This window comes from Pseudomonas sp. CH61, assembly GCF_059429415.1.
Genome location: NZ_CM182098.1, coordinates 1,949,242 through 1,970,170, shown reverse-complemented (window position 1 = coordinate 1,970,170; position 20,929 = coordinate 1,949,242). Strand labels below are relative to the sequence as shown.

At 59.9% G+C, this 20,929-nt stretch carries 21 protein-coding genes; 10 read left to right on the top strand and 11 right to left on the bottom strand.

The genetic code is table 11. The annotated features are described in order from the left end of the window. Positions 1 to 17 precede the first annotated feature (17 nt). From AC5SEM_RS08910 to AC5SEM_RS08875, 8 genes are all read right to left on the bottom strand, one after another. Positions 18 to 275 (bottom strand): hypothetical protein, encoded by a 258-nt coding sequence (locus tag AC5SEM_RS08910; protein WP_495472710.1) that lies wholly within the window; start codon positions 273 to 275, stop codon positions 18 to 20. Continuing rightward, on the bottom strand, positions 272 to 484 hold the full coding sequence (locus tag AC5SEM_RS08905; RefSeq protein WP_495472709.1) for a hypothetical protein: 213 nt from the start codon (positions 482 to 484) through the stop codon (positions 272 to 274). The genes AC5SEM_RS08910 and AC5SEM_RS08905 overlap by 4 nt, the downstream gene beginning before the upstream one ends. Positions 485 to 857: 373 nt before the next feature. Further along, the gene (locus tag AC5SEM_RS08900; RefSeq protein ID WP_108226762.1) at positions 858 to 1,037 is read right to left on the bottom strand and encodes a hypothetical protein; all 180 of its coding nucleotides are present in this window, start codon (positions 1,035 to 1,037) and stop codon (positions 858 to 860) included. A gap of 156 nt (positions 1,038 to 1,193) precedes the next feature. Then, positions 1,194 to 2,369 (bottom strand): lactonase family protein, encoded by a 1,176-nt coding sequence (locus AC5SEM_RS08895; protein ID WP_495472708.1) that lies wholly within the window; start codon positions 2,367 to 2,369, stop codon positions 1,194 to 1,196. Then, positions 2,366 to 2,668: a DUF5629 family protein gene (locus AC5SEM_RS08890; protein ID WP_095050106.1), complete on the bottom strand. Its 303-nt coding sequence runs from the start codon at positions 2,666 to 2,668 to the stop codon at positions 2,366 to 2,368. The genes AC5SEM_RS08895 and AC5SEM_RS08890 overlap by 4 nt, the downstream gene beginning before the upstream one ends. Before the next feature lie 165 nt (positions 2,669 to 2,833). Continuing rightward, on the bottom strand, positions 2,834 to 4,414 hold the full coding sequence (locus AC5SEM_RS08885; protein WP_495472707.1) for an aldehyde dehydrogenase (NADP(+)): 1,581 nt from the start codon (positions 4,412 to 4,414) through the stop codon (positions 2,834 to 2,836). A 9-nt stretch (positions 4,415 to 4,423) separates the two neighbouring features. Next, on the bottom strand, positions 4,424 to 5,416 hold the full coding sequence (araD1, locus tag AC5SEM_RS08880; RefSeq protein WP_495472706.1) for an AraD1 family protein: 993 nt from the start codon (positions 5,414 to 5,416) through the stop codon (positions 4,424 to 4,426). A 145-nt stretch (positions 5,417 to 5,561) separates the two neighbouring features. Continuing rightward, on the bottom strand, positions 5,562 to 6,884 hold the full coding sequence (locus AC5SEM_RS08875; RefSeq protein ID WP_038368111.1) for an MFS transporter: 1,323 nt from the start codon (positions 6,882 to 6,884) through the stop codon (positions 5,562 to 5,564). A 193-nt stretch (positions 6,885 to 7,077) separates the two neighbouring features. On the opposite strand from AC5SEM_RS08875, the gene AC5SEM_RS08870 reads away from it, so the two are divergent. Continuing rightward, a complete protein-coding gene (locus tag AC5SEM_RS08870; RefSeq protein ID WP_495472705.1) occupies positions 7,078 to 8,814 on the top strand; it encodes an IlvD/Edd family dehydratase in 1,737 nt (578 codons plus the stop codon). 186 nt (positions 8,815 to 9,000) lie between these two features. Then, entirely contained in the window at positions 9,001 to 9,720 is a 720-nt protein-coding gene (locus tag AC5SEM_RS08865; protein WP_095122912.1) for a FadR/GntR family transcriptional regulator, read from the top strand. 353 nt (positions 9,721 to 10,073) lie between these two features. Here the strand turns inward: AC5SEM_RS08865 and AC5SEM_RS08860 are convergent, their stop codons facing one another. Both AC5SEM_RS08860 and AC5SEM_RS08855 read right to left on the bottom strand, forming a co-directional pair. Next, positions 10,074 to 12,458 carry an efflux RND transporter permease subunit gene (locus AC5SEM_RS08860; RefSeq protein ID WP_116029110.1) on the bottom strand — a complete coding sequence of 795 codons (2,385 nt, stop codon included), beginning with the start codon at positions 12,456 to 12,458 and terminating at the stop codon, positions 10,074 to 10,076. Then, complete coding sequence (locus AC5SEM_RS08855) at positions 12,455 to 13,498, bottom strand: WD40/YVTN/BNR-like repeat-containing protein (RefSeq protein WP_495472704.1); 1,044 nt, start codon at positions 13,496 to 13,498, stop codon at positions 12,455 to 12,457. Before AC5SEM_RS08855 ends, AC5SEM_RS08860 begins: the two co-directional genes overlap by 4 nt. Before the next feature lie 438 nt (positions 13,499 to 13,936). Between AC5SEM_RS08855 and AC5SEM_RS08850 the strand changes: the two genes are divergently transcribed. From AC5SEM_RS08850 to AC5SEM_RS08820, 7 genes are all read left to right on the top strand, one after another. Beyond that, positions 13,937 to 14,527, top strand: coding sequence for an amino acid synthesis family protein (locus AC5SEM_RS08850; RefSeq protein ID WP_007917992.1), 591 nt, complete (start codon positions 13,937 to 13,939; stop codon positions 14,525 to 14,527). A 31-nt stretch (positions 14,528 to 14,558) separates the two neighbouring features. Next, entirely contained in the window at positions 14,559 to 15,392 is an 834-nt protein-coding gene (locus AC5SEM_RS08845) for an alpha/beta fold hydrolase (protein ID WP_095122917.1), read from the top strand. Then, positions 15,389 to 16,870 carry an aldehyde dehydrogenase gene (locus AC5SEM_RS08840; protein WP_150707614.1) on the top strand — a complete coding sequence of 494 codons (1,482 nt, stop codon included), beginning with the start codon at positions 15,389 to 15,391 and terminating at the stop codon, positions 16,868 to 16,870. Before AC5SEM_RS08845 ends, AC5SEM_RS08840 begins: the two co-directional genes overlap by 4 nt. 12 nt (positions 16,871 to 16,882) lie before the next feature. Next, entirely contained in the window at positions 16,883 to 17,368 is a 486-nt protein-coding gene (locus tag AC5SEM_RS08835) for a flavin reductase family protein (RefSeq protein ID WP_016984497.1), read from the top strand. Positions 17,369 to 17,502: 134 nt separating this feature from the next. Next, complete coding sequence (locus tag AC5SEM_RS08830) at positions 17,503 to 17,907, top strand: carboxymuconolactone decarboxylase family protein (protein WP_016984498.1); 405 nt, start codon at positions 17,503 to 17,505, stop codon at positions 17,905 to 17,907. Between the two features lie 42 nt (positions 17,908 to 17,949). Next, positions 17,950 to 18,702 carry a GntR family transcriptional regulator gene (locus AC5SEM_RS08825; protein WP_495472703.1) on the top strand — a complete coding sequence of 251 codons (753 nt, stop codon included), beginning with the start codon at positions 17,950 to 17,952 and terminating at the stop codon, positions 18,700 to 18,702. A gap of 1 nt (position 18,703) precedes the next feature. After that, on the top strand, positions 18,704 to 19,267 hold the full coding sequence (locus tag AC5SEM_RS08820) for an NUDIX hydrolase (protein ID WP_007918003.1): 564 nt from the start codon (positions 18,704 to 18,706) through the stop codon (positions 19,265 to 19,267). A 125-nt stretch (positions 19,268 to 19,392) separates the two neighbouring features. Here the strand turns inward: AC5SEM_RS08820 and AC5SEM_RS08815 are convergent, their stop codons facing one another. Then, a complete protein-coding gene (locus tag AC5SEM_RS08815; RefSeq protein ID WP_495472702.1) occupies positions 19,393 to 19,689 on the bottom strand; it encodes a DUF1330 domain-containing protein in 297 nt (98 codons plus the stop codon). A 68-nt stretch (positions 19,690 to 19,757) separates the two neighbouring features. On the opposite strand from AC5SEM_RS08815, the gene ribBA reads away from it, so the two are divergent. Then, positions 19,758 to 20,867: a bifunctional 3,4-dihydroxy-2-butanone-4-phosphate synthase/GTP cyclohydrolase II gene (gene ribBA / locus AC5SEM_RS08810; RefSeq protein WP_495472701.1), complete on the top strand. Its 1,110-nt coding sequence runs from the start codon at positions 19,758 to 19,760 to the stop codon at positions 20,865 to 20,867. Positions 20,868 to 20,929: the final 62 nt, after the last annotated feature.

Here is a 20,929-nt window from a genome sequence, read left to right as displayed (position 1 = left end):
ACGATCAATCGCGTCGTCTAAGCCAGCGCGTTGCACATGCCGAGTGCCGTGCAATCGACTTCGAACGGGCCGAGAAAATCGGCCGAGACTTTGACCGGTGGATTGCTGGCCATCAGCCCCAGCGTATTCGCCCGTTCGATGTTGTGCGCAATGCTGTGATTGGCCTCTATGGCCCGTGCAAGTGCCCCCACCGAGCCTTGGCCGATACCCAATAATGAAGCGCCGTTAGTGAAAAACGCCAAACCGGCGACCACCCAAAGTCTGTAGCCTTTCATGCGCCGCCGACTCCCGCGAGTTCGGCCCGGTCGACCATCACGCTTTGCGAACGGACTTCGAACTGGATGCCGGGATGGGCGACTTGAATCGGGGCGTCGAAGCGGTGTTCCATCTGCGATGCGATGCTGACGAACAACACCACGGCCAGGTACAGACCGATGGCCAGGTAGGCGCCGCGTTTGGCTGAATGAATGATTGCGCTGGCCATGGTGTTCTCCCGTGGGCATGTTTCGATGCCCACAGAATCGATCAAAAAAGCCGTGGTAACCACTCAGGGTTTTCCATAGTAAACATCAGCTTCGTTAATTATTTAGCCAGTCTATTTGCGTGTTTGAACAAACCTATCGTGCTGCGAAAAACACACGCACACGTGTAGGAGCTGCCGAAGGCTGCGATCTTTTGATTTTGCTTTTGCCGATCGTTCCCACGCTCTGCGTGGGCATGCAGCCCGTGACGCTCCGCGTCACTGGACGCAGAGCGTCCCTAGAGGCATTCCCACGCAGAGCGTGGGAACGATCAAACAAGATCAAAAGATCGCAGCCTTCGGCAGCTCCTACAGGGAGTTGTGCGCAATGGGCATTTCAGTGTTGGGCTTTGTGATCCAGGGCGGCGTAGAAGTTGGCGCTCTGTTGCAGGTATTTCTGGGTGTAGCTCTGGGTGTGGGATTTTTTGCTGTTGATTTCAACGTTGGCACCGGCTGGCAGTACCACGGTGGCGGAGATGGCGGAAGCGGCGATAACGGAGAAGAGATTGAAGTTCATGGCGGTAACCCTCGTGTTTGGTTGGCTTGCTTGCCCGGTTGGGCTGTGAAGCAAACTTAACGCTCGAGGGTTGATCGCTTGAAATGCTTTGTAGCATTACCGGATATCAGCGCGATTAATACAAAGAGACAGGCCCCGTAAACCGGGGCCTGTGGCTTATTGTCGCACTAGAAACTTGAGGTCGCTCGGCGCGTCCATCGGCAGTTTCTGCACGGTTTTGCCGAGCAGACCGGTCTTGCCATCGCGCTCGACGACGACAATTTCGTTGCTCTTCTGGTTGGCGATCAGCAGGAATTTGCCACTCGGGTCGAGGCTGAACTCGCGCGGGTGATCGCCGTCCACCGAACGCTTTTGCAACTCTTTGAGCTGACCGGTAGCCGGATCAATTGCAAACACCACCAACTGATTGGCGGTACCACGGTTGCTGACGTAGAGGAACTTGCCATCGGCCGAGGCATGCAGCGCCGCACCGGCCTTATCCGACGTTGGCTGACCAGCGGCCAGATCGACCAGTTGCGTCTGGGTCAGCACGCCGTCGTGGTAGTCGAACACCGCGACCTGCGCGCTCATTTCCATGGTCAGCCAGGCGTGTTTGCCGTCAGCGCTGAACAGCAGATGACGCGGGCCGCTGCCGGCCGGCAAGGGCACTGCGGCGGTCATCGCCGGCGTCAGCGGCAAGTCCGGGTTGGCCTTCGGATCGAACAGGTAGACGAAGACCTTGTCCGCGCCCAGATCATTGGAGAACACGTAGCGGCCGTCAGGCGAAGAAACCGTCGAGTGCACGTGATTGGAGGCCTGGCGCTCAAGATTGATCCGGCTCGCCGGGTGCGCGCTCATCTGCACGACGGGTTTGAGCTTGCCATCGGCACTGACCGGCAATACCGCCAGCGTGCCACCCGGATCTTCCATCACCGAATAGTTGCTGACGAACAAGTGGCTGGCGTCAGCGCTGAGGCTTGAATGGGTCGGCTCGTTGCCCAGGCTCTGCACTTGATTGATCAGGGTCAGCGCGTGGGTTTTCGGATCGATCGAGTAGCTGCTGACACGGCCGACCGGGTCTTTCTGGCCCGGGCCGTTTTCATTGACCACGAACAGCCGACGCTGGTCTTTGGACAGCGTCAGCCATGACGGGTTTTCGCTCTTGACCACTTGCAGCGGCTTGGCGGCGATCTGGCCGGTGGCACTGTCGAAGTTCATTCGATAGAGACCCTGGCTGGTGTTGGCGGTGTAGGAACCGACCAGTAGCTGGAAGCTCTCGGCGGATGCGCTGGAAAGCCCCATGGCACCGACGCTGCCGGCCATCAGCAGCGGCCACAATTTACGCATTTTCATTGATTGTCATCCTCGTCATCGCTGCTGCTGACTACGTCGCCATGACAAACCAAGCGGTGTTCGCCGATCGCTTTGGTCTCATTGAAATAGCCGACGATCAACCAGCTCTGCAAAGAGTCGTCGAAAGTTGCAGCGGCAACCTGAACCGGGGTGAATTCCCAATGCTTGGCCGCTCGGCCGTCGATGCATTCGATGTGCAGGTTGTCGTCTTCATCGAGGAAAAATTCGAAGGCGTGCAAGCCGTCGATTTCGACCATATCGGATTGTTCGAGGACGTCGAGAAGGGTTTGGGCAGTCATGGCAAACAGTCTTTCTAGGGGGAAAGGGCCAATGATAGCTCATTGTCGTACGCGGCCCTTGTAGGAGTGAGCCTGCTCGCGATCGCGTTGTGTCATCCAACAGATATGTTGAATGTGAAACCGCTATCGCGAGCAGGCTCACTCCTACACGGGATTGGTGTGATGTCAGAGGGCGTCGCGCGAGGGCTTGCCGTCGACGAGGCGCTGGATGCGCAGCGGGTTGGCGTTTTTCAGCGGTTCCGGCAGCAAGCTGTCCGGGTAATTCTGGAAGCACACCGGGCGCAGGAAACGGTCGATAGCCAGCGTGCCCACCGAAGTGCCACGAGCATCCGACGTCGCCGGATACGGCCCGCCGTGGACCATCGAATCACACACCTCGACACCGGTCGGATAGCCGTTAAGCAGGATCCGCCCGACTTTCTGCTCCAGCAACGGTGTCAGCTCAGGGAAACGCTCGAAGTCCGCCTGCTCACCAATGATCGTCGCGGTGAGTTGCCCGTGCAGGCCATGCAACGCCGCACGGAGTTGCGCCTGATCCGCCACTTCGACAATCACCGTGGTCGGGCCGAACACTTCTTCCTGCAGCACTTCATCGCCATCGATCAACAGGCTCGCATCGGCCTTGAACAATTGCGGCTGCGCCTGATTACCCTGCTGCGGATTGCCGGCCAGATGCTCAATGCCGGGATGCGCCAACAGCTTCTGCAAACCTTTGCCGTAGCTGCCGAGGGTGCCGGCGTTGAGCATGGTTTGCGCCGGTTGATCGCCGATCAAACCCGCAACCTGCTGCACGAACGCGCTGAACTCTGGCGAGCGGATGCCGATGACCAGGCCGGGATTGGTACAGAACTGACCGCAGCCCTGCACCACCGAAGCGGTCAGGTCGCGGGCAACCGTTTCCGAACGCTCGGCCAGGGCCTGAGGCAGGACGATCACCGGGTTGATGCTCGACATCTCGGCAAACACCGGGATCGGTTGCGGGCGTGCCGCGGCCATGTCGCACAGTGCGCGCCCGCCCTTGAGCGAACCGGTAAAACCCACAGCCTGAATCGCCGGGTGCTTGACCAGCCATTCGCCGACGCCACCGCCGTAGATCATGTTGAACACACCAGCGGGCATGGCGGTTTTTTCGGCGGCGCGAATCAACGCATCGGCGACCAGTTCCGCCGTCGCCATGTGGCCGCTGTGGGCCTTGAACACCACCGGGCAACCGGCAGCCAGCGCCGACGCGGTGTCGCCGCCAGCGGTGGAAAATGCCAATGGAAAGTTGCTTGCGCCGAACACCGCCACCGGGCCGAGGCCGATGCGGTACTGACGCAGATCCGGACGCGGCAGCGGCTGACGATCCGGCAGCGGCAAATCAATCCGCGCACCGTAGAAATCACCACGTCGCAGAACCTTGGCGAACAGACGCATCTGCCCGCTGGTACGTCCGCGCTCGCCTTGAATGCGTCCCGCCGGCAACGCCGTTTCACGGCAGACCACGGCGACAAAGTCATCACCAAGGGCATCCAGCTCATCGGCAATCGCATCGAGAAATTGCGCGCGGCGTTCGGCGCTGAGGCTGCGATACGCCGGGTACGCGGCAGCGGCGGCTTTAGCGGCGGCGTCGACCTCTTCAACCGTGGCCTGAATGAAATCGTGCGGCAGTTGTTCGCCCGTAGTGGCGTCGACCGATTGCAGTTTGAGGTCGCCGGCAGCGCTGCGCTGACCGCCAATGTAGTTGTGACCGAGAATCTGAGTCATGGGATCTCCTTAAAGGGTGCCGATGCTGTCCGGCGCAAAAGCGCCTGCGATCGGCACGATGCCGTTGACCAGCGGTGCGCCGAATTCGGCCTGGCTGATTTCGAACAGGTCGCCCGGTTGCGTGCGAATGCCATCGGCAAACGACAGGGTCGCGGTGCCGAAGAAGTGAATGTGCACGTCGCCCGGGCGCAGGAACTGGCGGTATTTGAAGTGGTGGTATTCGAGGTTGGCGAGGCTGTGGCACATGTTCGCCTCGCCGCTGAGAAACTCGTTCTGCCAGAGCACTTCGCCGTCACGCAGAATTCGACTGGTGCCGGCAAGGTGTTGAGGCAGTTCACCGGTACGAAGTTCCGGACCATAGCTGCAGCTGCGCAATTTCGAATGCGCGAGGTACAGGTAATTCTTGCGTTCCATGACGTGGTCGGAGAACTCGTTGCCGACCGCGAAACCGAGACGATAAGGCTTGCCGTCGTGACCGATCACATAGAGGCCGGCCATTTCCGGTTCTTCGCCAGCGTCTTCGGCAAACGGCGGCACCGGGAAAGGTTGGCCCGGACGCACGACGATGCTGCCGTCGCCCTTGTAGAACCATTCCGGTTGCACACCGGCCTGCCCCGCCGCCGGTTTGCCGCCCTCCACGCCCCATTTGAAAATGCGCATGGTGTCGGTCATCGCCGCTTCGTCGCCGGCCTGCTGGTGCATTTTGTCCCGCGCCGAAGCGCTGCCCAGGTGAGTCAGACCGGTACCGCTGACCAGCATGTGTGCCGGGTCCGGGTGGTCCAGTGGTGGCAGGATGCGCAACTGGGACAGTAGCTCGGCGTAATCGTGGCTGATGCCGAGGCCGAGGTTTTGCACTTGCTGCTCAAGGGAGTGGCCGGCCTCGATGGCGGCCAGCGCCAGATCACGCACGCTGCGTGCGTCTTGCACCTCGCGCACCAGACCGTTGTCGACCACGCCGACGCGGCGCTCGCCGTTGCTTAATTCGAATTGAACCAGATGCATGATTTTCTCCTGTGTTATTCGAAACACCGCAGATCCTTGTAGGAGTGAGCCTGCTCGCGATAGCGGTGTGTCAGCCAAAAAGTTGTCAACTGATAGACCGCTATCGCGAGCAGGCTCACTCCTACAGGGGACCGGTGTGGGTCTGTCAGGTGCGGGTAGCGCCACGGGCACTGGCGGCAAATTGGTCAACCGGCAGGACATGTTTGCGTTCCAGCACGCGGTAAACCACGCCGGTCAGGATCAAGCCAAACACCATCACTCCAGAGAGGAAATACAATCCCGAAGCCAAATTGCCGGTGTATTCCTTCAACGCCCCAATCACGAACGGCCCGATGTACCCGCCCAGATTCCCCACCGAATTGATCAGCGCAATCCCCGCCGCTGCACTCGCGCCGGCAAAGAACCGTCCCGGCAACGTCCAGAACACCGCCGTGCAGGAAAACAGCGCAAACGCCACCAAACACAGCGCTGCCAGTTGCGCGACCGGCAACGACAGCCATGCGCTCAGGAACAGGCCAATCGCGCCCAGCACATACAGAACAGCCAGATGCCCGTAACGATCATTCAAACGATCGGAACTGCGCGGCACGATCAGCAAACCGATAATCCCGAAGATGTACGGCACCGACGAGACGAAACCGGTGACCAGATCACTGCCGCCAAACTGTTTGATCAGCGTCGGTAACCATAGACCGAGGCCATAAATGCTCAACGTCACCGGCAGATAGAACAGCGCCAGCAGCAACACGCGTTTGTCTTTCAGCGCATGCAGCGGATTGCCGTGGCGGGTCTGGCCGTACTCCTGCAGATCCTTTTTCAGCTCACCGGTCAGCCAGTCTTTCTCTGCCTGATCCATCCATTTCACTTGCTGCGGGCCGTCCGGCAACCAGCGCAGCACCGGCCAGGTCAGCAGGATCGCCGGAGTACCGATGACGATGAACAGCCACTGCCAGCCGTGCAGACCCAGAACGCCGTCCATGCCGAGCAAACCGCCGGACACCGGGCCGGTGATCATCATCGCGATCGGTTGCGAAAGGATAAACAGCCCGAGGATCTTGCCGCGATGGCGTACCGGGAACCATTGGGTGATGTAGTAGAGAACGCCGGGGAAGAACCCCGCCTCGGCCGCGCCGAGCAGGAAGCGCATCACGTAGAAACTGTGTGGGCCCTGGACGAAGGCCATGCCGATGGTGATCGCGCCCCAGGTAATCATGATTCGCGCGAACCAGCGCCGTGCGCCGAAGCGTTCGAGCATCAGGTTGCTGGGGATTTCGAGGAGGAAGTAGCCAATGAAGAACAGCCCGGCACCGAGGCCGTAAGCCGCATCGCCGATGCCGATGTCGGCGCCCATGTGCAGTTTGGCGAAGCCGACGGCGGAGCGATCCACATAGGCGATCAGGTACAGCAGGATCAGGAAGGGAATCAGTTTCAGCGTAATGCGCCGTATCAGCCGCAGTTCCTGGCTCATGAGATCGGTCTCCGATTGTTGTTTTTATAGAACCTCGGGTGACGCCTCTCACGGAAAACCGTCAGGGCCATCCCTCCGTCGAAAACGACTATATAGTAATACTAATTCATCAACAACACTTCCAAACCTAGGATTTTGCGCTTAGATTAAGCCGTAGCTGGAACACTATAGTCATACAATAAGAGAATCGATCATGTCTGATAAGAAACCCACCCTGCGCTCCGCCCAATGGTTTGGCACGGCCGACAAGAACGGCTTCATGTACCGCAGCTGGATGAAGAATCAGGGCATCGCCGACCACCAGTTCCATGGCAAGCCGATCATCGGCATCTGCAATACCTGGTCGGAACTGACCCCGTGCAACGCGCACTTCCGCCAGATCGCGGAGCACGTCAAACGCGGGGTGATCGAGGCCGGTGGCTTTCCAGTGGAATTCCCGGTGTTCTCCAACGGCGAATCGAACCTGCGCCCGACCGCCATGCTCACCCGCAACCTGGCGAGCATGGACGTTGAGGAAGCGATTCGCGGCAACCCGATCGACGGCGTGGTGCTGCTGACCGGCTGCGACAAAACCACCCCGGCGCTGCTGATGGGCGCGGCCAGTTGCGACGTGCCGGCGATTGTTGTCACCGGCGGGCCGATGTTGAACGGCAAGCACAAGGGCAAGGACATCGGCTCGGGCACCGTGGTCTGGCAGCTCAGCGAGCAGGTCAAGGCTGGCACTATTACCATCGATGACTTCCTCGCAGCCGAGGGCGGCATGTCGCGTTCGGCAGGCACCTGCAACACCATGGGCACCGCGTCGACCATGGCCTGCATGGCTGAAGCGCTCGGCACTTCCCTACCCCACAACGCAGCAATTCCAGCGGTGGACGCGCGGCGTTATGTGTTGGCGCACATGTCCGGCATGCGTGCGGTAGAGATGGTTCGCGAAGATTTGAAGCTATCGAAGATTCTGACCAAGGAAGCCTTCGAGAACGCGATCCGCGTGAACGCTGCTATCGGCGGCTCGACCAACGCGGTGATTCACTTGAAAGCCATCGCCGGGCGCATTGGCGTAGAGCTGGATCTGGACGACTGGACCCGTATCGGGCGCGGCATGCCGACCATTGTCGACCTGCAACCGTCGGGGCGTTTCCTGATGGAAGAGTTCTATTACGCCGGTGGTTTGCCGGCGGTGTTGCGTCGTCTCGGTGAGGCTAATCTGATTCCCAACCCGAATGCGTTGACCGTCAACGGCAAGTCCATCGGCGAGAACACCAAGGACGCGCCGATCTATGGCGAAGACGAAGTGATCCGCACCCTCGACAATCCGATTCGCGCCGACGGTGGCATCTGTGTGTTGCGCGGCAATCTGGCGCCGCTCGGTGCAGTGCTCAAGCCTTCTGCCGCGACCCCGGAATTGATGCAGCATCGTGGCCGTGCGGTGGTGTTCGAGAACTTTGATATGTACAAGGCGCGGATCAACGATCCGGAGCTGGATGTCGATAAAGATTCGATTCTGGTGATGAAAAACTGCGGGCCGAAGGGTTATCCGGGCATGGCCGAAGTCGGCAACATGGGCTTGCCGGCCAAGCTGCTCGCGCAGGGTGTGACCGACATGGTGCGCATTTCCGATGCACGGATGAGCGGCACCGCTTATGGCACGGTGGTTTTGCACGTAGCGCCGGAAGCGGCGGCCGGCGGGCCTTTGGCGACAGTGAAGGAAGGTGACTGGATCGAGCTGGATTGCGCCACCGGGCGTTTGCACCTGGATATTTCGGACGCCGAACTGGCGGCGCGCATGACGGATCTGCAGCCACCGCAGCAGTTGCTGGTGGGCGGCTATCGCCAGTTGTACATCGATCATGTGCTGCAGGCGGATCAGGGCTGTGACTTTGACTTCCTCGTTGGTTGCCGAGGGGCTGAAGTGCCGCCCCACTCTCACTAACCCTACCGCCCCCCTGTAGGAGTGAGCCTGCTCGCGATAGCGGTGTGTAAGTTAACAATTGTTCATCTGATACACCGCTATCGCGAGCAGGCTCACTCCTACATTTGCTTGTGTGTCTCCCTCAAGACTGTGCCGTGCCTGCTATGATGCGCGGCATCTCCATCGCTCAGGATCGCGCCGTTCCCCATGGATTACCGCAAACCCTCCGACCGCAAAAGCATGCACTCGCGCATCGTCCAGGAACTGGGCATGCAGATCGTCTCCGGACGCTTCAAGCCCGACGACAAACTGCCCGCCGAAGCCTTGCTCTGCGAGGAGTACGCGGTCAGCCGGCCGGTGTTGCGTGAAGCGACGCGGGTGTTGGTCGCCAAAGGTCTGGTGTACTCCAAGCCGCGTGTGGGAACAGTGGTCAAGGCGCGCCGCGAATGGCACATGCTCGACCCGGACGTGCTGCACTGGCTGATGCAAAGCAGTCCGCAGAATGAGTTTTTCAATGTGCTGACCAGTGTGCGCAGCATTATTGAACCGGCCGCCGCTGCCCTCGCCGCTCAACATGCGACCGAGGCTGATATTGCGGCGATTGGTGAGGCGTACCAGCGCATGGAAGCAGCGCCGACACCGGAAGCGTTGTTGCAGCCGGATCTGGATTTCCATAGCCGGATTGCCGATGCGACGCACAATGATTTGCTGGCGAACCTTTGCAACATGTTGTCGGTGGCGATTGCCGAGGCGTTGAAGCATTCGAATCAGCGGCCGAATCTGCATGAGCTGGCGTTGCCGCGGCATAAGGCGATTTTGACGGCGATTGAGAATCGTGATGCCTTGGGGGCTCGGCATGCGACGTTGGTGCAGCTGGATGATGCGCGTAGTGCTTTGAGTGTTGTGCTGGGTACTGAATTGTCTTAGGGCTTGAGATCGCCTGCCCTCACCCTAGCCCTCTCCCAGAGGTAGAGGGGACCGACCGGGGGATATTTGGGATTTACGCCGACTTGAACGATTTGTAGTGAATCCACAATCGACTGGCAACTCACGTCGAACGAATTGCTGTGAATCCATAATCGACTTGTTATCTCGATCGAATGATTTGCTGTGAATCCATAATCGACTCGGTATCTCAGGTCGATGAATCAAGCCGCACACCTCGGTCAGTCCCCTCTCCCTCGGGGAGAGGGCTAGGGTGAGGGGCTCTTGATCTGATCTTGAGCCACAAAAAAAGCCGCAACCCTAAGGTTGCGGCTTTGTCGTTTCAGCCCTTCAGATCAATGCGCAAACAGCGAATTGCCCTTCTGCCCCGCCAGTTTCTCAGGCTTGATCAGGAACTTCGCCAGGGCCGGCAGCAGCCACAACGCACCGAACATGTTCCACAGCAGCATGAAGGTCAGCATCAGGCCCATGTCAGCCTGGAACTTGATCGCCGAGAAGATCCACGTGCACACACCAATCGCCAGGCACAGACCGGTAAACAACACGGCCTTACCGGTAGATTTCAGCGTCTGGTAATAGGCTTCCTGCAACGGCAACCCGGCACGCAGGAAACTCTCCAGTCGGCTGTAGATGTAGATGCCGTAGTCGACACCAATCCCCACACCCAGCGCCACCACCGGCAAGGTCGCTACCTTCACGCCGATGCCCATGAACGCCATGAGCGCGTTGCCGAGTACCGAGGTCAGCACCAGCGGCAGGACGATACACAAGGTCGCCGCCCACGAGCGGAAGGTGATCATGCACATCACCGCCACGCAGATGTACACCAGAATCAGGATGGTCAGCTCGGCCTGTTTGATGACTTCGTTGGTGGCCGCTTCGATCCCGGCGTTACCAGCGGCGAGGATGAACTCCAGACCGTCCTTGTTATTGTCCTTGGCGAATTCCTGCACCGCGTGCACCGCACGATCCAGGGTTTCGGCCTTGTGATCGTTGAGGAACACCAGCACCGGCGCCAGCGAGCAACTGTTGTTGTACAGACCGTCGGCGCGGGCAATCGAGTTGTTCAGCACGTCCGGATTGCGCGACAGGGTTTCCCATTTCAGGTTGCCTTCGTTCATGCCCTTGATCATCTGCTTGGACACGGTCACCAGCGAGATCGCCGACTGCACGCCCTCGGTGTTCTGCATCTTCCACATCAGTTCGTCGATCGGCGCCATGGCTTCATAGCGTGAGCAGCCTTCCGACTTGGTCTTGACCATCACCACCAGCACGTCGGAACTGGTCGAGTAGTTGTTGATGATGAAGTTGTTGTCCTTGTTGTAACGCGAGTCCGGACGCAGTTCCGGTGCGCCCTGGTCGAGGTCGCCGATTTTCAGGTTCTGGCTGTACCAGAGGCCGCCACCGAAGGCGATCAGTGCCAGCACCACCGAGATGCGGGCGACTTTCGGGTTGGCGAAGTTCGACAGCAGGCGCCAGAACGGATGCTCGCGGTTCGCGTCTTTCTTGCTCCGGGCAATCGCGCGCTTGCTGATGCCGACATAGGAAATCGCCACCGGCAGCAGGATCAGGTTGGTGAATACGATGACCGCCACGCCGATCGACGCGCCGATGGCCAGTTCACGGATCACGCCGATGTCGATGATCAGCAGGGTGATGAAACCCACCGCGTCCGCGAGAATGGCGATCATCCCCGGCAGGAACAGTTGCCGGAAGGTGCGCCGCGCAGCGGTCAGGGCGTTGTCGGCCTCGCTGGATTGCAGGGCGATACCATTGATCTTCTGCACACCGTGGGAAATACCGATGGCGAAGATCAGAAACGGCACCAGCATCGAATACGGATCGAGCCCGAAGCCGAAGAAGTGCATCAAACCAAGCTGCCAGACCACCGCCACCAGCGTCGTGCTCAACACCGCGATGGTGCTGCGCAGGCAGTTGGTGAACCACAGCAGCAGGATCAGGGTGATGACGAAAGCAATGCCGAAGAACAGCACCACCATCACCAGACCGTCGATCAGGTCGCCGACCTTTTTGGCGAAACCGACGATGTGGATTTTGACGTTGGGGTTCTGTGCTTCGAACTTGTTGCGGATCTTGTCTTCGAGTTCATGGGAGAACTTGCGATAGTCCAGCGCGAGCAACTTACCCTGGTCTTCCGGGTCCGGGTAGGACTCCAGCAGCGGGATGTCGACGATGCTCGACTTGAAGTCGTTGGCCACCAGCCGCCCGACCTGACCGGACTTGAGCACGTTGTTGCGCAGCAGGTCGAGGCTGTCCTGCGAGCCGTTGTAGCTCTGCGGGATCACTTCACCGCCGGCAAAACCCTCTTCGGTCACTTCGGTCCAGCGCACGCTCGGACTCCACAACGACTTCAGCCCGGAGCGGTCAACGCCAGAGATGTAGAACACCTCGTCGTTGATCTGCCGCAGGGTCTCCATGTACTCCTTGGAGAAGATGTCGCCGTCCTTGGCTTCCACCGAAATGCGCACGGTGTTGCCCAGGTTGGCCAGATCGTTGCGGTGCTCCATCATCTTCTCGATGAACGGATGCTGGAGCGGGATCATTTTTTCGAAACTGGTGGAAGGCCGGATCAGCGTGGCCTGCCAGAACAGGAAAATGCTCACCACCAGACAGATCAGGATCACTGCCGGGCGGTTGTTGAAAATCAGGCGTTCAAGAAACGTCGCCTTGTCCTGCTGAGGAGTGATCAAGGAAGTCATAGCCCCGCCTTCTTATTATTGATCTCGGCACCGTTCGGCTGTGTGGTGTGAAGACCACCCTGCCCGCTCAGAATCAGGTTGCCATCGCCGGCAGCGGTGACCGATGACAGCGAGATGCGGTCCGGACGGTTGAATACGCTGAAGGTCTCGCCGTTGTCGCTGCTGCTGATCACCGAACCGCCGTTGCCAACGATGACGATCGAGCCATCCGGGAGCAATGTGGCGCCGGACAGGCCGAACTCAAGCGCACCGCGCGCGGCTCTCAGCTCGACCTGTTCCCAGGTGCTGCCGAAATCAGTGGAGCGATAAAGATTGCCGCGCAAGCCGTAAGCCAGCAGGGTTTGCGGTTGTGCCGTGCCGATCACGCCGAACAGCGAGCCTTCGTACGGGCCTTCGAGTTTTTCCCAGGTCTGACCGTCGTCGGCGGAGCGGAACATGCTGCCCGACTCGCCGACGATAAACAGCCCGGCGTCCTTCACCGCCGCGATGGCGTTGAGGTGAAACTGGTCTTCGTTGTCGAGACGGTCGCTGACGTCTTGCCAGTTTTTGCCGCCATCGGTGGTTTCCAGCAGCGCGCCGTACGCGCCCACGGCGAGGCCGCTGTTGACGTCCTTGAACCAGACATCGAGCAGCGGCGATTCACGTTTGAGGTCTTCGAATTGTTTGCTCCAGGTCAGACCGCCGTCTGCGCTGGCGAGGATTTGCGCGTCGTGCCCGACCGCCCAGCCGTGTTTGTCGTCGACAAAGTACACCGCGGTCAGCAGTTGCCGGCTCGGCACCTTGGCCTGGGTCCAGGTTTTGCCCTGGTCATCGGAATAGAGAATGTGCCCGCGATCCCCGACCGCGACCAGACGCGTGCCAGCGTGGACGACATCAAGTATCAGGCTTTTCGTGGCTTTGGCGGATGCGGTGGCGTAGACCACGTCGGCTGGCGCCTCGGCGGCCATCACCGGAGCCGATAACGTGGCAAAGCCCAGCAGAGAGAGTGCTGTGGCCAGCAACGCGGTGTTGCGTAACGCCGGCGGGCGGCAACGACTCATAGACCTTCCCCTATTTATTATTGTTAGGCCATCTGGCCTTCAAGGGCGCCGCAAGTGTGCTCCGCTGATGGCTGCTCAGGAGCATAGTCCTGAAACCCGCAATCCAGAGCCACTTCGGAAGCTGGCTCATCCTATCGGGCTTTCGAAACGTCTGACAATCGGCGCCACGTTATCTTTTGTTAACCACATTGCCGACGGATTCCCCCTGTAGGAGTGAGCCTGCTCGCGATAGCGGTGTATCAGGTAAGAATTCATTGACTGACACACCGCTATCGCGAGCAGGCTCACTCCTACAGGAGGTTGTGGGTGCTTTGGGATTTGAATACATGACCATTCGCCGGGGTGATACGGCAAAAGTTACCGAGGGGACTTGCACGATCGGTATTATGGTATACCATCAGACGCACAGACACTCTCAATCCCCCAACGGAGCAGCTCATGAGTTTCGAAATTCGCAAGATCGTCAGCTATGTCGAAGAAACCTTCATCGAAGGCGGCAAAGCCACTGACAAGCCGGTGACCATGGTCGGCCTCGCCGTGGTGATGAAAAACCCTTGGGTGGGCAACGGTTTCGTCGAAGACCTCAAGCCGCAGATCCGCGCCAACTGCTCTGACCTCGGTGCATTGATGGTCGAGCGTCTGGTCGGCATCATCGGCGGTGCCGAGAAGATCGAGGCTTACGGCAAAGCCGCTGTGGTCGGTGCCGACGGCGAGATCGAACACGCCTCCGCGGTGATCCACACCCTGCGCTTCGGCAACCACTACCGCGAAGCCGTCAACGCCAAGAGCTACCTGAGCTTCACCAACAAGCGCGGCGGCCCGGGCACTTCGATTCAGATCCCGATGATGCACAAGGACGACGAAGGCCAGCGTTCGCACTACATCACTCTGGAAATGCAGATCGAAGACGCGCCGCGTGCCGACGAAATCGTTGTCGTGCTGGGTTGCGCCGACGGTGGTCGCCTGCATCCGCGCATCGGCAACCGCTACATCGATCTGGAAGAACTGGCCGCCGAAAAAGCCCAGTAATCACAATAAAAAGGCACTGCAGGAGCGCTCCATGATTCGGCTCACCGCTGAACTCACCCCGGCTGGCACCAGTTACCTGGCGACCGGCCAAGGCCAGCCCGTGGTTTTGATCCACGGCGTGGGCCTGAACAAAGAAATGTGGGGCGGCCAGATCGTCGGTCTGTCCAGCCAATACCGGGTGATCGCCTACGACATGCTCGGTCATGGCGCGAGCCCGCGACCGGCCAGTGGCACCGCCCTGCTCGGTTACGCCGATCAGTTGCTGGAGCTGCTCGATCACTTGAACCTGCCACAGGCAGCGGTGATCGGTTTCTCCATGGGCGGCCTGGTCGCGCGGGCCTTTGCCCTGCATTACCCGGAGCGCCTGCAAAGCCTGGTGGTGTTGAACAGCGTGTTCAATCGCAGCGAAGAACAGCGTGCCGGCGTCATCGCGCGCACCGCACAAGCGGCGGAACATGGCCCGGACGCCAATGCTGAAGCCGCGTTGTCACGCTGGTTCAGCCGCGAGTATCAGGCGGCCAACCCGGCGCAGATCGCCGCATTGCGCCAGACCCTCGCCAATAATGATCCGCAGGGTTACCTGACCACTTATGAATTGTTCGCCACCCAAGACATGTACCGCGCCGACGACCTGGGCAGCATTCAGGCGCCGACGCTGATCGCCACCGGTGAACTCGACCCGGGTTCGACCCCGGAAATGGCCGAGCAACTGGCCCGGCGCATCCCCGGTGCGAAGGTTGCCGTGCTGCCCGAGCAACGGCATATGATGCCCGTAGAGTCGCCGCGTCTGGTCAATCAGACGCTGCTGGAATTTCTGCAATTCGCACACTCCCGACAAAACCATATAAAGGGGATCGTTGCATGACACTCGCACGCTTCCAGATGTGCATCGGCGGAGAATGGGTCGACGCCCTCTCCGGCAAGACCTTCGAAAGCCTCAACCCAGCCACCGCACAAGCTTGGGCGCAACTGCCTGACGCCGATGAAGCGGATGTCGAACGCGCCGTGCAATCGGCACAGGCTGCATTCGACAGCCCGGCATGGCGTGGTCTGACTGCCACCGCGCGCGGCAAATTGCTGCGTCGTCTCGGTGACTTGATCGCGGAAAACAAGGAACAACTGGCGCAGTTGGAAAGCCGTGACAACGGCAAACTGATCCGCGAAACCCGTGGGCAAGTCAGTTATCTACCGGAGTTTTTCCACTACACCGCAGGCCTCGCCGACAAGCTCGAAGGCGGCACGCTGCCGCTGGATAAGCCTGACCTGTTCGCCTACACCGTGCACGAAGCCATGGGCGTAGTCGCGGCGATCATTCCGTGGAACAGCCCGCTTTATCTGACTGCAATCAAACTCGCCCCGGCCCTCGCCGCTGGCAACACGATTGTGATCAAGCCGTCCGAGCACGCTTCGGCGACCATTCTTGAACTGGCGCGTCTGGCCCTCGAAGCGGGGATTCCGCCGGGCGTGGTCAACGTCGTCACCGGTTACGGCCCAAGCACTGGCGCCGCCCTCACCCGCCATCCGCTGATCCGCAAGATCGCCTTCACTGGCGGCGCGGCGACGGCACGGCATGTGGTGCGCAGCAGCGCCGAGAACTTCGCCAAGCTGTCGCTGGAACTGGGCGGCAAGTCGCCGAACATCATCTTCGCCGACGCCGATCTGGACAGCGCGATCAACGGCGCGATTGCCGGGATCTACGCGGCGTCCGGTCAGAGTTGTGTGTCTGGCTCGCGCCTTTTGGTGCAGGACGAGATCTACGACGAATTCGTCAATCGACTGGTCGAACGCGCCCAGCGCATCCGCATCGGCAACCCGCAAGAAGACAACAGCGAGATGGGCCCGATGGCCACCGCGCAGCAACTGGCGGTGGTCGAAGGTCTGGTCGCCGATGCCATCGCTGAAGGCGCGCGTTTGCGTACCGGCGGCAAGCGCCCAACGGATCTCGGCGACGGCTGGTTCTACGAGCCGACGCTGTTCGAATGCGATCGCAATTCGATGAAGATCATGCAGGAAGAAGTCTTCGGCCCGGTGGCCTCGGTGATTCGTTTCAAAGATGAAGCCGAAGCACTGGCGATCGCCAACGACTCGCAGTTTGGCCTTGCCGCCGGCATCTGGACCCGCGATCTCGGTCGCGCCCATCGTCTGGCGCGCGATGTGCGCTCGGGGATCATCTGGGTCAACACCTACCGCGCGGTCTCGGCGATGGCGCCGATCGGCGGCTTCAAGAACAGTGGCTATGGACGCGAAAGCGGCATCGATTCGGTGCTGGCCTACACCGAACTGAAAACGGTGTGGATCAACCTTTCCCAGGCGCCAATGCCTGATCCGTTTGTGATGCGCTAGGAGTCCTGCGAAATGATCGAACCCGGCATTTACAAAGACGTCATGAGCTCGTTCCCGTCCGGCGTCACGGTGGTCACCACCGTTGACCCCGAAGGCGGGATCGTCGGCATCACCGCCAGCGCCTTCAGTGCGCTGTCGATTGACCCGGCGCTGGTGCTGTTCTGCCCCAACTATGCTTCCGACACCTACCCGGTGTTGCGCGACAGCAAGAAGTTCGCGATCCATTTGCTGTCCGCCGACCAGACGGCTGAGGCCTATGCGTTTGCCGGTAAAGGCAAGGACAAGGCCAAGGACATCGAGTGGCATTTGAGCGAACTCGGTAACCCGATTCTGGCCAAGGCCACCGCGATCATCGAGTGCGAGTTGTGGAGGGAATATGACGGCGGTGATCACGCGATCATTGTTGGCGCGGTGAAGAACCTGATCCTGCCCGCGCAACCGGTGACGCCGATGATTTACCACAAAGGCAAGCTCGGCCCCCTGCCGACCCTGGCCTGACGGATTCACACAAAACCCTGTAGGAGTGAGCCTGCTCGCGATAGCGGACTGACATTCAACATTGATGTCGACTGATCCACCGCTATCGCGAGCAGGCTCACTCCTACAAGGGATTTGTGGTGACTGGAGGAATGATGAGTAACGAAAAGTACGAAAAAGGCCTGAAAATCCGCACTCAGGTATTGGGCGAAGCCTACGTGCAGCGTTCAATCGACAACGCCGACGATTTCACCCGTCCGCTGCAGGAAATGGTCACCGAATACTGCTGGGGCCATGTCTGGGGGCGCGAAGGTTTGTCGCTCAAGGAGCGCAGCATGATCAACCTGGCGATGATCTCGGCGCTCAACCGTCCGCACGAACTCAAGCTGCATGTGCGTGGCGCCTTGCGTAACGGCCTGAGTCGTGAGCAAATACGCGAAATTCTGCTTCAGGTCGGCATTTATTGCGGCGTTCCGGCAGCCGTGGACAGTTTCCGGCTGGCCCGTGAAGCCTTTGCCGAAGCCGACGCCGAAGCCTCAGTCAACCCCTCGGCTGTTTAGATGCCCGTCTGGCATGGACAGCCAACTTAAAGAGCGGACCCCATGAAACGCCAGCCACTCGACGACAGCTTCAAGGTCAATCGCAACCCCGTTACCCTGCGCGAAATCGTGCTGGATAAACTGCGTAGCGCGATCATGAATTTCCAGCTCATGCCCGGCGATCGTCTGGTCGAGCGCGATCTGTGTGATCGCCTTGGCGTCAGCCGCACCTCCGTGCGCGAGGCCTTGCGTCACCTGGAATCCGAAGGCCTGGTCGAGTTCGCCGATGCCAAAGGCCCGCGCGTGGCGATCATCACCCTCGCCGATGCCGTCGATATCTACGAGTTGCGTTGCGTACTTGAAGGCCTGATCGTTCAGCTGTTCACTCTGCGGGCCAAGGCCAAGGACATCAAAGCCCTGGAAAAAGCCCTCGACGACAACCGCAAGGCGCTGAAGGACGGCGAATTGCAGCAGGTCATCGACTCGGTGCAAGGCTTCTACGACGTGCTGCTCGAAGGCTCGGGTAACCACGTGGCGGCCACTCAGCTGCGTCAGTTGCAGGCGCGCATCAGCTACCTGCGCGCGACTTCGGTATCGCAGGAAAACCGTCGCGGCGCGAGTAATCAGGAAATGGAAAAAATGGTCGAAGCGATCAAGAGCGGTGATCCGCTGGTGGCGCATCACGCCTGTGTCGATCACGTTCGCGCCGCTGCTGCCGTGGCGCTCGACTATCTCAAGCGCAAGCAGGAAGAGACTGGTGCTACCCCGCCCATCACCCTGCCGATCGCCTTGAAAGAACCCCGTATAGGTCACTGATATGTTCAGCCCGAGCTATTGCCCGAAATGCGGTGGCCCTGACCTCGGTCAGCAGATACCGGCGGGCGATACGCACGAGCGCCTGATGTGTCGCGGCTGCGGCTACATCCATTACGTCAATCCGAAGATCATTGCCGGCTGCATCATCGAGCAGGACGGCAAATACCTGTTGTGCCAACGGGCGATCCCACCGCGCCCGGGTACCTGGACGCTGCCCGCCGGTTTCATGGAAAGCGGCGAGACCACCGAGCAAGCGGCCCTCCGTGAAGTCTGGGAAGAAAGCGGCGTGCGTGCGGAAATCGTCTCGCCGTACTCGATTTTCAGCGTGCCGAAGATCAGCGAGGTGTACATCATCTTTCGCGCGATCGCGCTGGAGATCACCGGGCAGTATGGGCCCGAGACTATGGATTACAAATTCTTCGCGCCGGAAGACATTCCGTGGGAGCAGATCTATTACCCGGCGATCCGGCAGATTCTTGAGCGCTATATCGAAGAGCGCCAGGCTGGGGTGTATGGGATTTACATGGGCAATGATGACAGCGGCAAAATCCACTTTATCCGCTGATCACGCAACCCGCTTTTTGTAGGAGTGAGCCTGCTCGCGATAGCGGTGTATCAGTCGGTGATGATGTTGACTGATAAACCGCTATCGCGAGCAGGCTCACTCCTACAGGGGTTCTGCGGTGTCCGTTAGATAGGGGCGATACCTTCGACGATGATGATTTCCGCCCTCGCCCATTCTTCCCGATAACGCTTCGCCTCCTGGTACGCCGCCGAGTGGTAGCACGCCACGGCTTTCTCGTAGCTTTCAAACTCGATCACCACGCTGCGCTGCGGCGTCTCACGCCCTTCCATCGCCTCGCTGCGCCCGCCTCTGGCCAGAAACTTCGCGCCAAACTCAGCGAAGGCTGCCGGCGCGCGCTGGGTGTATTGGCTGTAGTGATCGACATCGGCTATATCCACATGAGCAATCCAGTACGCCTTCATAGTGACCTCTTTGTTGATTTTGTATTATGGTATACCAATATATTTCCAACGAACCCTGAGAGTCCAGCATGGCCTTCAACAGCATCGAAGAAATCATCGAAGATTATCGCCTCGGCAAAATGGTCCTGCTGGTCGATGACGAAGACCGCGAGAACGAGGGCGACCTGCTGCTGGCCGCCGACCGTTGCACACCCGAGGCGATCAGCTTCATGGCCCGTGAAGCGCGCGGGCTGATCTGCCTGACCCTGACTGACGAACATTGCCAGCGTTTGGGCCTGGAGCAAATGGTCCCGGCCAATGGCAGCGTGTTCAGCACCGCGTTTACCGTGTCGATTGAAGCGGCGGTTGGCGTGACCACCGGCATCTCCGCGGCGGATCGCGCCTGCACGGTTGCCGCCGCCGTCGCGCCGAATGCGCGTGCTGAAGACCTGGTGCAGCCGGGGCATATCTTCCCGCTGCGTGCCAAGGAAGGTGGCGTGCTGACTCGCGCGGGTCACACTGAAGCGGGTTGCGATCTGGCGCGTCTGGCCGGCTTCACCCCGGCCTCGGTGATTGTCGAGGTGATGAACGACGACGGCACCATGGCCCGGCGCCCGGATCTGGAAGTGTTTGCGCGCAAGCACGGGATCAAGATCGGCACCATCGCCGACCTGATTCACTATCGCCTGAGCACCGAGCACACCATCGAACGCATCGGTGAACGTGAGTTGCCGACGGTGCATGGTACGTTCCGACTGATCACCTTTGAGGACCGCATCGAGGGCGGCGTGCACATGGCGATGGTCATGGGCGAGTTGCGCCGTGAAGAGCCGACGCTGGTGCGTGTGCATGTGATCGATCCACTGCGGGATCTGGTTGGCGCCGAGTACAGCGGGCCGAGCAACTGGACGCTGTGGGCCGCGTTACAACGGGTCGCGACTGAGGGGCATGGGGTTGTTGTGGTGTTGGCTAATCATGAGTCTTCGCAGGCGTTGCTGGAGCGTGTGCCGCAATTGACTCAGCCGCCGAGGCAGTTCAGTCGTTCGCAATCGCGGATTTATTCCGAGGTGGGGACTGGGGCGCAGATTTTGCAGAATCTGGGGGTTGGCAAGCTGCGGCACCTGGGCCCTCCTCTGAAATACGCTGGCCTGACAGGGTATGACCTGGAAGTGGTCGAAAGCATCCCCTTCACCGAATAACCCACGACGAACACAAATCCAAATGTAGGAGTGAGCCTGCTCGCGATTGCGGTGTGACATTC

What these genes read in the sequence shown, in the direction of transcription:
- AC5SEM_RS08910 (WP_495472710.1), bottom strand. Translation starts at nt 275, where the DNA reads ATGAAAGGCTACAGACTTTGGGTGGTCGCCGGTTTGGCGTTTTTCACT.
- AC5SEM_RS08905 (WP_495472709.1), bottom strand. Translation starts at nt 484, where the DNA reads ATGGCCAGCGCAATCATTCATTCAGCCAAACGCGGCGCCTACCTGGCC.
- AC5SEM_RS08900 (WP_108226762.1), bottom strand. Translation starts at nt 1,037, where the DNA reads ATGAACTTCAATCTCTTCTCCGTTATCGCCGCTTCCGCCATCTCCGCC.
- AC5SEM_RS08895 (WP_495472708.1), bottom strand. Translation starts at nt 2,369, where the DNA reads ATGAAAATGCGTAAATTGTGGCCGCTGCTGATGGCCGGCAGCGTCGGT.
- AC5SEM_RS08890 (WP_095050106.1), bottom strand. Translation starts at nt 2,668, where the DNA reads ATGACTGCCCAAACCCTTCTCGACGTCCTCGAACAATCCGATATGGTC.
- AC5SEM_RS08885 (WP_495472707.1), bottom strand. Translation starts at nt 4,414, where the DNA reads ATGACTCAGATTCTCGGTCACAACTACATTGGCGGTCAGCGCAGCGCT.
- araD1 (WP_495472706.1), bottom strand. Translation starts at nt 5,416, where the DNA reads ATGCATCTGGTTCAATTCGAATTAAGCAACGGCGAGCGCCGCGTCGGC.
- AC5SEM_RS08875 (WP_038368111.1), bottom strand. Translation starts at nt 6,884, where the DNA reads ATGAGCCAGGAACTGCGGCTGATACGGCGCATTACGCTGAAACTGATT.
- AC5SEM_RS08870 (WP_495472705.1), top strand. Translation starts at nt 7,078, where the DNA reads ATGTCTGATAAGAAACCCACCCTGCGCTCCGCCCAATGGTTTGGCACG.
- AC5SEM_RS08865 (WP_095122912.1), top strand. Translation starts at nt 9,001, where the DNA reads ATGGATTACCGCAAACCCTCCGACCGCAAAAGCATGCACTCGCGCATC.
- AC5SEM_RS08860 (WP_116029110.1), bottom strand. Translation starts at nt 12,458, where the DNA reads ATGACTTCCTTGATCACTCCTCAGCAGGACAAGGCGACGTTTCTTGAA.
- AC5SEM_RS08855 (WP_495472704.1), bottom strand. Translation starts at nt 13,498, where the DNA reads ATGAGTCGTTGCCGCCCGCCGGCGTTACGCAACACCGCGTTGCTGGCC.
- AC5SEM_RS08850 (WP_007917992.1), top strand. Translation starts at nt 13,937, where the DNA reads ATGAGTTTCGAAATTCGCAAGATCGTCAGCTATGTCGAAGAAACCTTC.
- AC5SEM_RS08845 (WP_095122917.1), top strand. Translation starts at nt 14,559, where the DNA reads ATGATTCGGCTCACCGCTGAACTCACCCCGGCTGGCACCAGTTACCTG.
- AC5SEM_RS08840 (WP_150707614.1), top strand. Translation starts at nt 15,389, where the DNA reads ATGACACTCGCACGCTTCCAGATGTGCATCGGCGGAGAATGGGTCGAC.
- AC5SEM_RS08835 (WP_016984497.1), top strand. Translation starts at nt 16,883, where the DNA reads ATGATCGAACCCGGCATTTACAAAGACGTCATGAGCTCGTTCCCGTCC.
- AC5SEM_RS08830 (WP_016984498.1), top strand. Translation starts at nt 17,503, where the DNA reads ATGAGTAACGAAAAGTACGAAAAAGGCCTGAAAATCCGCACTCAGGTA.
- AC5SEM_RS08825 (WP_495472703.1), top strand. Translation starts at nt 17,950, where the DNA reads ATGAAACGCCAGCCACTCGACGACAGCTTCAAGGTCAATCGCAACCCC.
- AC5SEM_RS08820 (WP_007918003.1), top strand. Translation starts at nt 18,704, where the DNA reads ATGTTCAGCCCGAGCTATTGCCCGAAATGCGGTGGCCCTGACCTCGGT.
- AC5SEM_RS08815 (WP_495472702.1), bottom strand. Translation starts at nt 19,689, where the DNA reads ATGAAGGCGTACTGGATTGCTCATGTGGATATAGCCGATGTCGATCAC.
- ribBA (WP_495472701.1), top strand. Translation starts at nt 19,758, where the DNA reads ATGGCCTTCAACAGCATCGAAGAAATCATCGAAGATTATCGCCTCGGC.